The 15,321-nt window shown below is 67.0% G+C and carries 13 protein-coding genes; 10 read left to right on the top strand and 3 right to left on the bottom strand.

Annotated elements, in window-relative coordinates:
• Positions 1 to 7: 7 nt before the first annotated feature.
• A complete protein-coding gene (locus CG51_RS12290) occupies positions 8 to 1,051 on the bottom strand; it encodes a glycerophosphodiester phosphodiesterase family protein (protein WP_158212570.1) in 1,044 nt (347 codons plus the stop codon).
• A gap of 217 nt (positions 1,052 to 1,268) precedes the next feature.
• Here CG51_RS12290 and CG51_RS12285 point away from each other — a divergent pair, with 217 nt between their 5' ends.
• From CG51_RS12285 to CG51_RS12275, 3 genes are all read left to right on the top strand, one after another.
• Positions 1,269 to 2,441, top strand: a complete 1,173-nt coding sequence (locus tag CG51_RS12285; protein ID WP_035745427.1) for a BaiN/RdsA family NAD(P)/FAD-dependent oxidoreductase — start codon at positions 1,269 to 1,271, stop codon at positions 2,439 to 2,441.
• Positions 2,442 to 3,271: 830 nt separating this feature from the next.
• Positions 3,272 to 4,333, top strand: coding sequence for a histidinol-phosphate transaminase (gene hisC / locus CG51_RS12280; protein WP_035745425.1), 1,062 nt, complete (start codon positions 3,272 to 3,274; stop codon positions 4,331 to 4,333).
• 86 nt (positions 4,334 to 4,419) lie between these two features.
• Positions 4,420 to 4,956 (top strand): hypothetical protein, encoded by a 537-nt coding sequence (locus tag CG51_RS12275; RefSeq protein ID WP_051930529.1) that lies wholly within the window; start codon positions 4,420 to 4,422, stop codon positions 4,954 to 4,956.
• A gap of 428 nt (positions 4,957 to 5,384) precedes the next feature.
• On the opposite strand, the gene CG51_RS12270 is transcribed toward CG51_RS12275, so the two are convergent.
• Positions 5,385 to 6,971, bottom strand: coding sequence for an ABC transporter substrate-binding protein (locus tag CG51_RS12270; protein WP_198947734.1), 1,587 nt, complete (start codon positions 6,969 to 6,971; stop codon positions 5,385 to 5,387).
• Positions 6,972 to 7,271: 300 nt separating this feature from the next.
• On the opposite strand from CG51_RS12270, the gene CG51_RS12265 reads away from it, so the two are divergent.
• The 6 genes from CG51_RS12265 to CG51_RS12240 all read left to right on the top strand — a co-directional run bounded on the left by CG51_RS12265 (position 7,272) and on the right by CG51_RS12240 (position 13,271).
• Positions 7,272 to 7,742 (top strand): MaoC family dehydratase, encoded by a 471-nt coding sequence (locus CG51_RS12265; protein WP_035745423.1) that lies wholly within the window; start codon positions 7,272 to 7,274, stop codon positions 7,740 to 7,742.
• On the top strand, positions 7,742 to 8,743 hold the full coding sequence (locus CG51_RS12260) for an NAD(P)H-dependent flavin oxidoreductase (protein ID WP_035745422.1): 1,002 nt from the start codon (positions 7,742 to 7,744) through the stop codon (positions 8,741 to 8,743). Before CG51_RS12265 ends, CG51_RS12260 begins: the two co-directional genes overlap by 1 nt.
• 1 nt (position 8,744) lies before the next feature.
• Positions 8,745 to 9,410, top strand: a complete 666-nt coding sequence (locus CG51_RS12255) for a histidine phosphatase family protein (protein ID WP_035745420.1) — start codon at positions 8,745 to 8,747, stop codon at positions 9,408 to 9,410.
• 12 nt (positions 9,411 to 9,422) lie between these two features.
• On the top strand, positions 9,423 to 9,842 hold the full coding sequence (locus CG51_RS12250) for a PaaI family thioesterase (RefSeq protein WP_035745418.1): 420 nt from the start codon (positions 9,423 to 9,425) through the stop codon (positions 9,840 to 9,842).
• Between the two features lie 200 nt (positions 9,843 to 10,042).
• Positions 10,043 to 11,611, top strand: a complete 1,569-nt coding sequence (locus CG51_RS12245; protein WP_051930527.1) for a class I adenylate-forming enzyme family protein — start codon at positions 10,043 to 10,045, stop codon at positions 11,609 to 11,611.
• A complete protein-coding gene (locus tag CG51_RS12240) occupies positions 11,604 to 13,271 on the top strand; it encodes a long-chain-fatty-acid--CoA ligase (RefSeq protein ID WP_035745417.1) in 1,668 nt (555 codons plus the stop codon). The genes CG51_RS12245 and CG51_RS12240 overlap by 8 nt, the downstream gene beginning before the upstream one ends.
• A 348-nt stretch (positions 13,272 to 13,619) precedes the next feature.
• Here the strand turns inward: CG51_RS12240 and CG51_RS12235 are convergent, their stop codons facing one another.
• Positions 13,620 to 14,414, bottom strand: a complete 795-nt coding sequence (locus CG51_RS12235; RefSeq protein ID WP_035745416.1) for an enoyl-CoA hydratase — start codon at positions 14,412 to 14,414, stop codon at positions 13,620 to 13,622.
• A gap of 171 nt (positions 14,415 to 14,585) precedes the next feature.
• Between CG51_RS12235 and CG51_RS12230 the strand changes: the two genes are divergently transcribed.
• Complete coding sequence (locus CG51_RS12230) at positions 14,586 to 15,302, top strand: TetR/AcrR family transcriptional regulator (RefSeq protein ID WP_051930525.1); 717 nt, start codon at positions 14,586 to 14,588, stop codon at positions 15,300 to 15,302.
• Positions 15,303 to 15,321: the final 19 nt, after the last annotated feature.

Below are 15,321 nucleotides of genomic sequence, written 5' to 3'. Positions count from 1 at the left end.
TTGCAGGTCAGGCCCGCTTGCGGCGTGCAACCAGCCCGAGGGCGCCGATCCCGGCCAGTACCAGCGGCAGGGCGGCCGGCAGCGGCACGGGGGCGACCTCATAGCTCGCCACCACGGCCACCGCATGGTCGGGATTGTCGGTGATGATGCCGTCGATCCCCCATTCGATGAACTGCGCCATCTGGGCAAAGGCCGCGTTCAGATCTGCGGGGCGGAACGTCCAGCCATAGACCGGCAGGCCAAGGTCATGGGCAGCGGCGATCAACTCCTCCGTGATGCTGCCGGAGGTCAGCGACAGGGCATCGGCATAGGTGGCAAGCCCGGCGAGAGTGATTTTGCCGTCGATGTAGAACTGCCCGTCCAGCCCCAGCGCCGCCCCGCCAAGCTGCGAGACCGGCAGCGTCAGGCCCATCTCCTCCAGCTTGCCCGCGACATCGTAGACATTCTCGTGGCTGAAGGATTGCAGGATCGCCTTGTCCGGGGTGTCGTAGCCATGGGCGATCAGCGTGTCGATCGCCTTCTGGTTCGACGCCGGATCGTAGCCGTATTTCAGCTCCGCCACGATGCCGACATTCGTGCCATAGGCGGCGTTGTATTCGGTCAGGGCGTCGAGCTGCTCTGCGAAGGTCGGCACGCGGAAGGGGTTTTCGCTGGACGGCGTGAAGCCCGGATAATCGTGGCTCTGGGAATCCACCGTCAGCGTGCGGATCTCCTCCAGCGTGAAGTCGGCGACATTGTAGCCGCCGTTCCGGGGCGCGAACAGTGTCTCCACGTCGGTGGTCCGCTCCAGCGAGCCGTCATGCATGACGACGAGGACGCCGTCCTTCGTGGGCTGCACGTCGTTCTCGATCCAGCCAGCGCCCTGAAGGACGGAAAGCTCCGTTCCGGCCAGCGTGTTCTCGGAAAGATAGGCGGGTGCGCCCCGGTGGGCGATGACCGCGGGCGCGGCCCCGGTCAGCGTGTCGAACCGGGCGCCGAAGGTCGCGGCCTCGCCGGAAAGCGGCAGTGCGAACGCGAAGGTCACGCCAAGGACGGCATGGGAGAGTTTCATCATATACCTCTGGAGTTGTGCGCGCCGCGGCGTTTCCACCCCGGCAGTCAACGCGGGCAAGATCACAACCATTTGAAACGACATGGTTTACGGATGATGACGGTTCGCGGACAATTTTGGCGTGCGGCCTGTGCTTCGTCATCCGCGCGCCATGAGCACCCGTGCAGGCAGCGGGAGCGCGATTGCCAGCCGCCGCCACCGGAGGTACAGGCGGGGCATGGCGGGACAGGACACCATCATCCTCGGCGCAGGCGCGGCGGGACTCTTCTCGGCGATCGAGGAGGCGCGGCGCGGGCGGCGGGTGCTGCTGATCGACCATGCTCGGCGGGCGGGAGAGAAGATCCGCATCTCCGGCGGTGGGCGGTGCAATTTCACCAACCTCGGCATCGCACCGGAGCGGTTCCTGTCGAAGAACCCCCGTTTCGCGCTGTCGGCCCTCAAACGCTATACCCAGTGGGATTTCATCGACCGCATGGCGGAATGGGATATCCCGTGGCACGAAAAGACGCTGGGGCAGCTTTTCTGCGACGGCTCGGCCAAGGATCTCGTCGCTGCGCTGCTCCGCGATCTGGAGCGGGCGGGGGGTGAACTGTGGCTCGAGACGGCGGTGGAAGGGGTCACGCCGCACGGGCAGGACTTTGTGGTCGCCACCTCTCGCGGGGTGCTGACGGCGGGCAAGGTCGTGGTGGCGACGGGCGGCAAGTCCATTCCGAAGATGGGCGCGACCGGCATCGGCTACCGCATCGCAGAGAGCTTCGGTCTCCCGTTGGTGGAGACGCGGCCCGGTCTTGTGCCTCTGACCCTTTCGCCCTCGGATCTGGAGCGCTTCGCCCCGCTCTCCGGCACCGCCGTTCAGGGCAGTGCGCGCCACGGACGCACGGCGTTCGACGAGGCGATCCTGTTCACCCACCGCGGCCTGTCCGGCCCCGCGATCCTCCAGATCAGCTCCTACTGGCGGGAGGGGGAGGAGATCCGGCTCGATTTGGCCCGCGGTCAGGATGCCGCCGCACTGCTGCGGGAGGCCCGTGCCACCGCCGGGCGCATCGCTCTCCGTACGGCGCTGTCGCGGCTGATGCCGGAGAAGCTCGCGCGGCATGTGGAGGCGGTCAGCGGACTGTCGGGCAACCTCGCCGATCAGCCGAACGCGGCGCTAGACCGGCTGGCCGCTTTGGTGCACGACTATCCGCTCCGCCCCGCCGGATCGGAAGGCTACCGCACGGCGGAGGTGACGCTGGGCGGTGTGGACACCGATGCGCTTGATGCCCGCACGATGGAGGCAAAGGCGGTCCCGGGCCTGCATTTCATCGGCGAGGTGGTGGATGTGACGGGCTGGCTCGGCGGTTACAATTTCCAATGGGCCTGGTCCTCGGGCTGGGCCGCGGCGGCCTAGGCGCTCGACGCCGGATTGTGCCGTCCGTCCGACGCGCCACGGGCGGCCGTCGGGCGCGGAGCGCTGCGAGGGACGTCGAGGTGTTTCGGACCGGCATCCGGGGCGAGACATGCGCTCGAATGGCAGGCCAAGGGTCCTGCGCCGCGTTGGCTTCTCCGCTGGTCATACCGCCTCGTGGAACGGGCAGGCGGGTGGCGCGCAACGGGCGGCGGGAACCGGAGTGTCGGCAGCCATCGCGGCGGACCATCCCAAAAGCCCGCATCCTCGCCCGGTCGGATAGCGGATGGCCCTCGCACCCTTGTGGAGACCGGCGCAGGTTTGGGGCGTCCGGCCTGCGCGAGCAAATATCGTGAGGCGCGGCTGCATGGTATACCTCCGATGCATCCCCGCCCACGTGGTCGAAGGTCGGAAGAAGGGTGTGGACTGGCCGCCGCCTTGGGTTCGCCCCGCCCGCGCGGACCAAGGTTCAGCACGGACCGGACAACTGCGTAGCGCGGAGGTTCGTCTCTCCCTCCGTGGAAGACGGTGGGCGCTCGGGTTGGCACTGAAATACGGCGTTCGTCCCTGTCTGCGTGGAAGACGGCCATTGACCGTTGGCGGAAGCGCTCGTGAACAAGGTTCGTTCCTGCCGCGTGGAAGAGGGCCCGAACGTCCGCGAGGGCAAGCACACCCGGCACGGACGCAGCTGGCCTGAGCCTGGGCGAGGGCACGATACCATGCTCCTGTCCCGCTGCGCATCCCGGCCTGCGCTCGTGCGCCTCTGGCCATTCGCTGTGGCCTCTCCAGCGTCGAGACGATAGTCTCCCGCCGATGAACCGGTGAGGATACCCGTGAGCAGGTTGTGGAGCCCCTTCGTCCAGCATCTCGTCCCCTATGTCCCCGGCGAGCAGCCGAAGGGCGCACGGGTGGTGAAGCTGAACACCAACGAGAACCCCTACGGCCCCTCGCCTCTGGCGCTGGAGGCGATCCGGGCGGCGACGGATGATGGCCTGCGGCTCTATCCCGATCCGACGGCCTCCGCCCTCGTGGCGGCGATCGCGGAGCCGCTGGGCCTTGCGCCCGATCAGGTGTTTCTCGGCAACGGCTCTGACGAGGTGCTGGCCCATGCCTTCAACGCCTTCTTCCGGGACAAGGGGCCGGTGCTGTTTCCCGATGTGACCTACAGCTTCTATCCCACGTATTGCGGCCTGTACGACCTGCCGTTCCGGCGGCTGCCTCTGGATGCGGAGTTCCGGCTGGATGCGGCCCGGTATCACGGGCCCTGCGGCGGCATCGTCATAGCCAACCCCAATGCCCCGACGGGGATCGCGGTGGGGCTGGACGTGCTGGCGGATATCCTGCGGCGGAACCGCGATGTGGTGGTTCTGGTCGATGAGGCCTATGTCGATTTCGGCGCGGAAAGCGCGGCAGGCCTGATCGGAGAGCATGACAACCTTCTGGTGGTGCAGACATTCTCCAAGTCGCGAAGCCTTGCCGGGCTGCGGGTGGGCTTCGCGCTTGGCCAGCAACCGCTGATAGAGGCGCTGCGGCGGATCCGGGACAGCTTCAATTCCTATCCGCTGGACAGGCTGGCGCTCGCCGGGGCAGAGGCCGCATGGCGCGACCGTGGCTGGTTCGACCAGACGCGCGCCCGCGTGATGGCGGACCGGGAACGGACAGCCGCGGGGCTGACGGCGCGGGGTTTCGACGTGCTGCCCTCGCAGGCGAATTTCGTCTTCGCCCGTCACCCGGATCTGTCCGGGGAGGCCGCGCTGGCGGGGTTGCGCGCGCAGGGCATTCTTGTCCGCCGCTTCGGTCAGGAGCGGATCGCGGACTGGCTTCGCATCTCCATCGGCACGGCGGAGGAATGCGATCTGCTGCTCTCCGCGATGGACGGGATCCTCTCCCGCTGAACGGCAGGGACATCGAAACAAAGACGAATGAGAATGTCGTGCTACATTCTCTTGCGCATGATTCCGATGCGTAAGGGAGAACACCCATGACTGGACTCGATGCCTTTGATCCCGCTGACCGGGACCGTATCGCCGCGATGCCGATGTTCGCCGGCATGGCGGTGACCGCCGCTGATCCGAGTGGCCTGTTCGGGGCCATAAAGGAAAGTGCGGCCATGGCGCAAGCGCTCAACAAGGCGCGCGACACGAAGGATAACCCATTGATCGCCGCGGCGGTGGAGAGTTTTTCCTCTTCCGAGGGACGTTCGGCCGTGACTACACTCCTCAAGGAAGGGGTGAAGGGGAAGGATCCGAAAGGAATCGTGGACAATCTGATCGGTGAGATTAGCCAGATTTCCGGTATCATCGCGCAGAAGGCGCCCGAGGCCGCGCCGGGCTTCAACAACTGGCTCATCGACATTGCGCAGAGCGTGGCGGAGGCCTCGAAGGAGGGCGAGTTTCTCGGCTTCGGCGGTGTGAAGGTGAGCCCGGAGGAGACGGCGACGATCGAGCGGCTGAAAGCCGCCCTGTCCGGCACCGCTGCCCCCGCCGCGACGACCCAGACCCCGCCGCCGGTGGCGTGATCCTCTGGTCTGGACTGCCAGTCTGGATCGCCGGTCTAGCCTCCGGCGTGAACCGCCGATCCGCACCATCGGCGTCGGCCCGCCTCCGAAAGAGGAGCCCGTGCCTTGCGGCGCGGGCGTCCCCCTTGTGGCCCTGCAGAGGGAGCATTGGGCGCGGTTTGTCCTCGCCCATCTCCCGGACTTGCGACCGCCGGTTGGCTGGTGCCCGACGTACTCTGAGGGAAGCCGTTTCAGCCGGAGGACCTGTGGAACATGATCCCGATGAAGGCTTTTGTGCCTTTATCGGAGTTCGACAGGTGTGGGACGAATTGTCTGCCGCCGGCTTCTCTGTCTGCGGAATGTCTGGACCCAGATTGGCTGGATCCAGGTTGGCTGGGACCGGTGTGTCGGAGTGCTCCGGCCCCCGCCACCGGGGGCCGATAGCGTCTTCAGCCGTCGTTGCCGCGTAGGGTCACGTCCTGAAACTTCGGCTTGCCCAGCAGGTTCGGCGCGAAATTCGCGACCTGTTTCGTCGCGGCGTCCGTCTCATAGCGGAAAGAGATCGGTGCGGTGAGCGCGTTCTGCATGGCCAGCTTTTGCACCTTGGCAAGAGCGGTCGCACGGGCTGCCTGATCGTCCGTGGCACGGCTTTCGGCGATGGCTTCGTTGAAGCCCGGCAACGGCGCGACGCGGCCCGGATTGTAGTAGGACTTCTCGTCATAAAGCGTGACGTAGGTCACCGTCGGATCGGCCCGCCCCGTCCATGCGGAGAGATACACATCCCCCTCGCCCCCTCCGAAGACGCGGCTGTCGGCCTCCGCGATGGGTGCGTTCAGGAAACGCCCCCGGATCCCCACCTTTGACAACTGGTTGAGGATCACCTCCTGCCGCTGCACCGCCGCCTGATCGGGATAGCTGCGGAAGTCGAGCTGCAACCCGTCGGCATGGCCCGCCTCCGCCAGCAGGCGTCGGGCAAGATCGGGATCGTAGCGGGTGTACTCCTCGACCTCAGGCGCATAGGCCCAGTGGGATTTGGGCAGGTTCATTGCCGCGGCCTCGCCCAGGCCCTGCTGCACGGCTTGAATGAAGGCGTTCCGGTCGATGGCGTGGTTGATCGCCTGCCGCACCCGTACATCGGCCAGCGGACCTTTGGAGCCGTTGAGGTAGAGCTGGTAGATATAGGCGGTGGGCCGGGCGATACCCGTGAGCTTCGGGTTGCGCTCCACCACCGGCATGAAGCGTTCTGAGACCAGATAGGCGATGTCCACCTGCCCGGACTGCACCGCGCGAAGCCGCGTAGCCGCGTCGGGGATGATGAAGAACTCGATCTCCGCCGCACCGGGGCGATCCTGCCGCCAGTAGGCGGGGTTGGCTTCCCCGATCAACCGCTCCGCATCGGTCCAGCTGACGTATTTCCACGCGCCGGTGCCCACCGGACTACGGTCGATCCGGCCCTGCTCGCTGGCCTTCAGCGCTGCGGGCGAGACGACCATGCCCGGCCGGTCCGCGAGGATGAGCGGCATGGCGCTGTCAGGCACCTTCAGGCGCAGCGTCACCTGAAGCGGGCCGGTGATCTCGACCGTGTCGATGGTGGACATCTCTGCCTTGTGGTTGGACAACGGCGAGCCGCGCATCCGGTCGAGGTTGAACTTGACCGCCTCCGCATCCATCGGCGTGCCGTCGTGGAAGGAGACGCCCTCCCGAAGGTCGAGCACGAGCGTCTGCGGATCGCTGAAAGTATAGCTTTTCGCAAGGCCGGGGCGGGGGGCGAGCGTTTCGGGATCCCAGTCCACCAGCGTATCGTAGAAATTGAACAGATAGACGTGGTCGGACCCAGACCCGCTCGTCGCAGGGTCAAGGCTGGACGGATTGGCGATGCCAGCGATCCGCAGCCGACCCGTTGCCCCCGCAAAGGCGCGAATCGGCAGGCCAAGGCTTGCCACCGCGCCTGCCGCCGTCATGCCGATCAGCAGCTTCCTGCGGCTGAGGGCGGGAAAAAGCCCGCGCGAAACGGACCCGAGGTCGTTAAAATTCACCCTGTTCCTCCCTGTCATATCGGTGGCCATGTACCGCTGGGCGGGCAAGGCCCCGTCTGGTCTGTGCAGCCCCTCCTCCTCCGAAGGGGATGCGGCCTGACGACAGCATTCGCCGACTTGCGTGTCAACGGATTCCTTACAAATGTCAGGAAACCTGACCGGCCCCGTTCCACTCTGCGAAACCCCAAGGGAACAAGGCGATGCGTCAAAACGGACGCAAGAGAATTATCGGCGTTGTCTGTCGCAGGATTTGGATCTACGGTCGCCTTACATTTGTCAGGAAACGGGGAGGCAGGTGGAATGGAGATGTCGCCAGCAGAGCTTGCGGAGCGCGTGGGGGAGGAGATCGGTCTGTCCGACTGGAAGGTCATCGACCAGCCGCTGATCGACGCCTTCGCCAAGGTCACGGACGATCATCAGTTCATCCACGTCGATCCGGGCCGCGCTGCCGCTGAAGGGCCCTACGGGACGACGGTGGCACATGGGCTGCTCACGCTGTCGCTCCTGCCCGCGCTGGCGAGAAGCGCGCTGCCGAAGCTCACCAATGTGCGCTCCAGCGTGAACTACGGCTTCGACCGGGTGCGCTTCGTGGCGCCTGTCCCGGTCGGCGCGCGCATCCGGGGGCGGTTCCGGCTGACCCGGGCTGACTGGAGGTCACCCGACGCTCTGCTTGCCGTCTGGGGGGTTACTGTGGAAATTGAGGGGGCCGACCGGCCCGCGCTCCTCGCTGACTGGCTCGGATTGCGCTATGTTGGAAAGGAGGCCGCGTGATGCGGACACTCAAGGATCTCCCCGCCCCGTTCCGCAGGCTCCGCCTGCCGCTCGTCGCGTCGCCCATGTTCATCCTCTCCGGCCCCGACCTGGTCATCGCTCAGTGCAAGGCGGGCATCGTCGGCAGCTTCCCCGCGCTCAACGCGCGTGAGGGCGCGGGCGAGCCGCCCCTTCTGGAAGCATGGCTCCGCCGCATCACGGAGGAGCTGGACCGCCACAATCAGGCCAACCCCGACCGGCCCGCTGCGCCCTTTGCCGTGAACCAGATCGTTCACCGCTCCAACGCGCGGCTGGACAGGGACGTGGAGATTTGCGCCCGCTGGAAGGTGCCGATCTGGATCACATCGCTCGGCGCAAGACCCGAAGTGAACGCGGCGGCCCATGACTCCGGCGCGATCGTGCTGCACGATGTCATCAACAATACCTTCGCCCGCAAGGCGGTGGAGAAGGGTGCGGACGGGCTGATCGCCGTTGCTGCCGGCGCGGGCGGCCATGCGGGGATGCAGTCACCCTTTGCGCTGGTGCAGGAAATCCGGTCGTGGTTCTCCGGCCCTTTGCTGCTGTCGGGAAGCCTCGCCACCGGGCAGGCGCTGCTGGCGGCGCAGGTGATGGGCGCGGACCTGGGTTATATGGGCTCCGCCTTCATCGCCACCAAGGAAGCCCAGGCGCCTGAGGAGTACAAGGAGATGATCGTGAACTCCGGGGCGGAGGACATCGTTACCTCCTCGCTTTTCACAGGTGTCTCCGGAAATTATCTCAAGCCCTCGATCCGCCGCGCGGGGCTGGACCCGGACTCGCTGCCGCAGGGCGATGTCACCACGATGAACTTCAAGGATGGCGCCTCCAAGCCCAAGGCCTGGAAGGAGATCTGGGGTGCGGGTCAGGGGATCGGCGCGGTGAAGGGCGTGGTGCCTGCCGCCGATCTGGTCGCGCGGCTGGAGCGGGAATACCGGCACGCCGTGGAGGGTGTCGTGGCGCTCGACGAACGCGTGCCCGGCTGAGATGGTGGAGATCACCCTCGTCCGTCACGGGCAGGCATCTTTCGGGGCGGCGGATTACGACCGTCTCTCGCCGCTCGGCCACGAACAGGCCAGCCTCTTGGGCGAAAGTCTGGCCCTGCGGGGCGGGGTGCGTCCGTCAGGGGTGTTCCTGGGGAACATGCGCCGCCATCGCGAGACGCTGGAGGGGCTGGCTCCTGCGCTCGGGCTGGATCCGGATGCCGCCGTTGTCCACGAGGGCCTGAACGAATTCGACGGTGGCGCGTTGCTCGCCTGCCGGTTCGGCGGCGCACTGCCCGAGGATGTCCGGCGTGACAGGCGTCTCTACTTCCGCACGCTGCGGGAGACGGTGCTGGCCTGGCAGCGGGACGAGGTGGACGCCCCGCCAGAACGCTGGCGCGACTTCTCCGCCCGCGTGTCCGACGCGCTGGCGGCAATGCGTGCGGCGGGGGGCGATGTGATCGCGGTCAGTTCGGGGGGCGCGATCAGCCGGATGCTGGTGGAAGTGCTGGGCGCGCCGCCCGCCCAGATGATCCTGCTCCAGCTTCAGATGAAGAACTGCGCCGTGTCGCGTCTTGTCGGCGGGGGGCAGGGGCTGTTCCTGCATGCGTTCAACGAAGTGCCACATCTGCGGACGGAAGAGGACGACCGGCTGCTGACCTATGCCTGAAGGAGACTACCGATGGATCAACCCGTGTCCGGCACGTTCCTGACCGAAGACCCCTATCCGTTTCAGAAGCTGCTGGGTTTCCGCATGCTCGACTGGGCCCAGGACCGCGCCCGGTTCGAACTGCCGCTCGGGGAGCATCTTCAGAACCGCTACGGCATTCCGCACGGCGGGGTCTATGCGGCGCTCTTGGACACGGTGATGGGCTACAGCGGCAGCTATACCGGCGACGCCGAGAACCGCCGCAAGGCGATGACCCTGTCGCTGACGACCAACTTTCTCTCGCGGCCCGCCGGCTCGGTGATCGTGGCGGAGGGCTGGCGCGTCGGTGGCGGGCAGAAGACCTTCTTCGCCGAGGGCCGGATCACCGATGCCGATGGGACGATCGTGGCCACCGGCAGCGGCGCCTTCCGCTACACCGGCGCCGGGAAATGACGACATTGGCAGAATGCGATCGCGCCTCGATGTCAGGCGCGGGCGCAAGGTGCGGCCACGGAGATTGATGTCGCAAGACAACCGGTACGGCGTGGGAGAGGAGAGACCCGCGCTGCACTGCACGAGAGGGAGGAGAGAATGGCTGTGATCGCCCTGATGTCCGGCATGTCCGGATCGCAGATGCCGCACGGGTGGCCGACATGACCGCGGCGGAAATGCGCCTCTGGCCTATCCCGGTGGAGGAGGAGGTGCTGGACATTCCGCACCGCATCCGCGCCGAGGCCGCAAAGCGGCCGGAGCATATCGCCCTGATCGACGGCCCGCAGGAGATCACGGCTGCCGCATTGGTGGACCGGATGGACAGGGTGGCGGCGGCGCTGGCCGCGCTCGGTCTGACCGAGGGCGATGTGATCGCGACCGTGGGCGGGCTGACCGCCGACCACCTCACGCTTTATCTGGGTGCTGCTGCGCTTGGCGTCTGCGTGGCGCCGCTGCCGACCTCCGGCCATCCCGAGGCGCTGGCCCGGATGCGGGAGAATGCGGGCGCGGCGCAGGTCTTTGCCGATGCCGCTGCGCCAGAGACGCCCGGCGCCCGGGAACTGGAAGGTTTCGTGGCAGAAGCTCGGGCGCTCGCCCCCTTGCCGCCCCGCCGCATCCAGCCCGATACCCTGTTCGACATCATCTACAGCTCCGGCACGACCGGCGCTCCCAAGGGGATAGAGCACGACGTCCGGTTCCGGGACAATCAGGTGGACCGGTTCCGCCGGTTCGGGTTGAGCGAGGAGTCGACGGTCCTGTTCTCGACACCCCTCTATTCCAACACCACGCTTGCCACGCTGATCCCGGTGCTGGCGATGGGCGGGCGGGTGATCCTGATGCGCAAGTTCGACGCGCGGGGGTTCCTCGCGCTCGCGGAGGCGCATCGCGTCACCCACAGCATGATGGTCCCGGTCCAGATCCGGCGGGTCATCGAGCATCCGGAGTTTGACCGGTTCGACCTGTCCTCCTATCAGGCGAAGCTTTCCACCAGCGCGCCCTTGAACCCTGCGGTGGTGGAGCAGGTGCTGGCCCGCTGGCCGGGACGGATGATCAACATCTACGGCATGACGGAGGGCGGGGTGAGCGCGGTGCTCGACTGTTCCGCCTGGCCCGAAAAGCTTCACACTGTCGGCAGGCCGGGGGCGGGGGCGGAAATCCTGATCCTCGACGAAGCCGGCCGCCCTCTGCCGCAGGGTGAGACGGGGGAGGTGGTGGGCCGGTCCACCACGATGATGCGCGGCTATCGCAATGCGCCCGAAGCCACGCGCGATCTGACATGGAACAGCCCGGAGGGTGTGCCCTATATCCGGTCGGGCGACATGGGCCGGCTGGACGAGGATGGCTTCCTGACGTTGCTCGACCGGCGGAAGGACATGATCATCTCCGGCGGGTTCAACATTTTCGCCGCGGATATCGAGGCGGTCCTTTCCACCCATACCGACGTGACGGACTGCGCGGTGATCGGTGTGCCCAGCCGCGAGTGGGGGGAGACGCCGGTGGCCTGCGTCGTGCTCGCCCCCGGTGGGGAGCCGGAGGCGGTGCGGGAGTGGACCAACGCCCGCGTCGGCCGGTTCCAGCGGCTCGCCGGGGTCGCCGTTCTGCCCGAACTGCCCCGCAGCGTGATCGGCAAGGTGCTGAAGCGGGAGCTGCGGGACCGCTGGCCCGAGCTTTCCGCCCGGCCTGATCCTTCCCGGGCCGATCCGTCCCGGAAGGAGGGTGCCGATGTCTGATCCTGTCCGCCCCTGGCCCGCAGGGGTTCCCGAACGGCTCGACGCCCCCCGGCACAACGTGGCCGAGAACCTGCGCCTGTCGGCGGAGCGGGTGCCGGAGGCTGTCGCGATCATCTACCACGGGACGGAGATCACCTATGCCGCGCTTCAGGCGCGGGTGATACGGCTCGCGGGCTGGCTTCAGGAGCGCGCTGGCGTACGGCGGGGCGACCGCGTCGTCCTTTACATGCAGAACAGCCCGCAGTTCATCATCGCCTTCCATGCCATCCTGCGGGCGAATGCGGTCGCCGTGCCGGTGAACCCGATGAACCGACTGCGCGAGATGGAACATGTCGTCGCCGACAGCGGCGCGCGCGTGGCGATCGTGGGGCAGGAGCTTCTGGACCATATCGCGCCGCTGATCGGCAGGCCGTTGGCGCATGTGCTGGCGGCGGCCTATGCGGACATGGCCGATCCGACATGCGATATCCCCCTTCCGTCGGGCCTCGAAGCCGGTGAGCGGGATGACTATCCGGCGGGCGTTACCGGATGGCGCGCGATGGAAGCGGCGGGCCTGACCCCCGGCCTCGTCACCACCGACGGCGATGATCTTGCCGCGATCCCGTATACCTCCGGGACGACGGGGCGCCAGAAGGGCTGCATGCATAGTCACGCGACGCTTCAGACGACGCTTGTCGGCAGCGTGGTGTGGAACCCGCTGGGGGAGGGGGGCGCCACGCTTTCCGTCCTGCCGCTGTTCCATGTCACGGGGATGCAGAACTCCATGAACGGCCCGATCCATGCGGGGGAGACGATCGTGCTCATGTCCCGTTGGGACCGGCGCGTGGCGGTGGAGCTGATCCGCCGCTACCGCATCGCACGATGGCGCAGCATCTCCACCATGATCGTCGATCTGGTCAGCGACCCCGATATCCGGGCCGAGGATCTTGCGAGCCTCCAGACGCTGGGCGGCGGCGGTGCGGCCATGCCTGCGGCCGTCGCCGCGCGGCTGAAGGCGCTGACCGGGCTCGACTATATCGAAGGCTACGGTATGACGGAGACGATTGCAGGCGTCCTCATCAACCCGCATGACGCGCCCCGCCCGCAATGTCTTGGCATCCCGGTGTTCGACGTGGACGCACGGATCATCGACCCGGATACCGGCCGGGAACTCGGCCCCGAGGAGCCGGGAGAGATCATCGTCAGCGCGCCGCAGGTGTTCCATGGCTACTGGAACAACGAGGAAGCGACCCGCGCCGCCTTTCTGGAACGCGACGGCAAGCGGTTCCTGCGCACGGGCGACATCGCGCGGTATGACCGGGACGGTTATTTCTACATCGTCGACCGGGTGAAGCGGATGGTGAACGCCTCAGGCTTCAAGGTGTGGCCGACGGAGGTGGAGGCGCTGATGCATGCCCATCCCGGCATTGTGGAGGCGTGTATCGTTGGCTATCCCGATCCGCGCCGGGGAGAGGCTGTGCTGGCCTATGTCGTGCCGAGGGGCGAACTGCCGGAGGCCGATCTGATCGCCTGGTGCCGGGAGCAGATGGCCGCCTACAAGGTGCCGCGCCGCGTGGTCTATGTGGAGGCTCTGCCTCGCTCCGGCAGCGGCAAGGTCCAGTGGCTGGAATTGCAGGAACGCGCGGCGCGGGACTTCGGGGCGGTGTCTGCCGCCGAATGAGGGACGGCGCCCCACAGCGCCCCCCGCTTGCTTGCTCCCGCAGTTTGAGGGCGCGACCCTTTCCCGGCAGGATGGGCGATGGGGCAGGCTGCGGCAGCGCCAGAACGCCGTGGGCTGACCGATCAGCGATGATGAAGGGCTTGCGCGGTGTTGGCAGAGGCTGCTCAACCGCAAGTTTCGCTTGGGCCGCCTCTGCCGGGCATAGCCCCAGACGGTCGCGAAGCGGTGGAAGCGAACGACGGTCGACGAAGCGGGGCCACAGCAGCCCCGCGCTCTGGTTCTGACAAGGGCGAAAGAAGCGGTATCGCTTCTTTCGGAACCCGGTCCGCCGGATGCCGGAGTGACCGCCTAAGCCCCCGCGAAGGCTGCCTTGCGCTTTTCCACAAAGGCTGCCGCCGCCTCCCGGTGATCCGCGGTCAGCATGGAAAGCGTGTGGTTCCGCGCCTCCTGATCCAGACAGTCCGCAAGGCTGCCGCCCGTGGCCGCGAGTGTCAGGTTCTGTTTCATCCGCCCGTAGGTGAGCGTCGGCCCGGCGGCGAGATCGGCGGCAAGGCCGCGCGCCGTTTCCATGACGGCGCCCGCCGGAAGGGCACGGGTGACAAGGCCGATCTCCGCAGCCTCCGCCCCCGACAGCAGCGGCGACAGCAGGTAAAGCTCCCGCGCCTTCGCCCCGCCAAGGATGTGGGTGAGGAAGTAGCTGCCGCCGAAATCCCCTGACAGCGCCACCTTGGCAAAGGCGGTGGTGAGTTTCGCGTCATCCGCACAGATCCGCAGGTCACAGGCCATCGCCAGCGACAGGCCGGCCCCCGCGGCGGAGCCTTCGATGGCGGCAATGGTGGGCTTCGGCATGGTGTGGAGGTACAAAGCTGCACTCATGCGGTCGCGGAGCGTGTGGAGGCGCTGGCCCACGGGCCTGTCCGCGCCTGCGCCTTCGTTCATCGCCTTCACGTCGCCGCCCACGCAGAAATGCCCGCCCGCTCCCGTCAGCAGGACTGCCCGGACCGCATCATCCTCCGCCGCAGCGGCGAGAGCCTCGGTCAGAGCCGCCGTCATCGCGGGCGACATGGCGTTGCGCCGCTCGGGCCGGTTCAAGGTGATCGTCAGCAGTCCGTTCTGCCGGTTCAGAAGAACTTGATCGGTCATGGCTTCTCCCCCTATATATTATCCTGACAATCGTCAGTTTATGCAGGTTAACGGTGCCGCATGCCCGAGGCAACCTGGGCCTTCGACGCAGGCGCGGTTTCCGCGCGGAAAGGTTGAGGCGCTGCCCGCTACCACATAGATTGGCGCCACCCTGAGTGACGGAGCCCTAGCTTGACATCGACCCCCCCGACCGGAAAACCGCAAAAGCCCAAGACGGGCTTCCTCGACGAAGCCGATGTGGATGTCGTGCGCAACGAGGACCTCGTCCGGCGCCGGCGGGAGCAGATCTGCGACGCCGCGCTTGACTTGTTTCTTGAGAAGGGCTTCGCCTCCACAACGATCCGCGATATCTGCGCGCGCTCCGGTGTCAATCACGCCAGCATCTATGACTATGTGGCCAACAAGAACGATGCGCTCCGCCGGTTGCTGAACCAGCTTTGGTTCCGCACCGACGTGCCGCTGCTGACGGACCTTCTGTCACAGGAGGACCGGTCGCTGGAGGATGTGCTGTCGGAATATCTGCGGGAGACGTGGGACAAGAAGCGCAAGGGCACGCTGCTCATCTACCGCTCCATCCCGCATATGCTGCCCGAGGACCGGGCCGCCATGCGGGAGCGGGAGGAGAAGCTGATGGCCGAAGGGGGGGCGCTGCTGTCGCGCCGGGCCGGGCTGTCGCCCGATGATCCGCGCGGGATCACGGCGGCGAACCTGCTGGTGTTCCTGTCCGCTTTCGCACCGATGCGGGACTGGCTGCAACCACGCGCCACCCGGGGAGATCCTCTCGTCGCCGCGGTGGCGCGTGGCTCGGCGGTGATGGTAACGGCCATTCTGGAAGGGCCGGAGATGATCCTGGATGAGCCGGAGGTCACCGAGGATCCCGCCGGTTGAGCTGGGGGGCGCGGGCGAC

The organism is Haematobacter missouriensis (assembly GCF_000740775.1).
Lineage (GTDB): Bacteria > Pseudomonadota > Alphaproteobacteria > Rhodobacterales > Rhodobacteraceae > Haematobacter > Haematobacter missouriensis.
This window is presented reverse-complemented; position numbering and strand designations above follow the sequence as displayed.

Bases quoted from the DNA above. Each gene is read 5' to 3' on its own strand.
- CG51_RS12250 (WP_035745418.1), top strand. From the start codon at position 9,423: ATGGATCAACCCGTGTCCGGCACGTTCCTGACCGAAGACCCCTATCCG.
- CG51_RS12265 (WP_035745423.1), top strand. From the start codon at position 7,272: ATGGAGATGTCGCCAGCAGAGCTTGCGGAGCGCGTGGGGGAGGAGATC.
- CG51_RS12235 (WP_035745416.1), bottom strand. From the start codon at position 14,414: ATGACCGATCAAGTTCTTCTGAACCGGCAGAACGGACTGCTGACGATC.
- CG51_RS12290 (WP_158212570.1), bottom strand. From the start codon at position 1,051: ATGAAACTCTCCCATGCCGTCCTTGGCGTGACCTTCGCGTTCGCACTG.
- CG51_RS12255 (WP_035745420.1), top strand. From the start codon at position 8,745: ATGGTGGAGATCACCCTCGTCCGTCACGGGCAGGCATCTTTCGGGGCG.
- CG51_RS12285 (WP_035745427.1), top strand. From the start codon at position 1,269: ATGGCGGGACAGGACACCATCATCCTCGGCGCAGGCGCGGCGGGACTC.
- CG51_RS12240 (WP_035745417.1), top strand. From the start codon at position 11,604: ATGTCTGATCCTGTCCGCCCCTGGCCCGCAGGGGTTCCCGAACGGCTC.
- CG51_RS12245 (WP_051930527.1), top strand. From the start codon at position 10,043: ATGACCGCGGCGGAAATGCGCCTCTGGCCTATCCCGGTGGAGGAGGAG.
- CG51_RS12260 (WP_035745422.1), top strand. From the start codon at position 7,742: ATGCGGACACTCAAGGATCTCCCCGCCCCGTTCCGCAGGCTCCGCCTG.
- CG51_RS12275 (WP_051930529.1), top strand. From the start codon at position 4,420: ATGACTGGACTCGATGCCTTTGATCCCGCTGACCGGGACCGTATCGCC.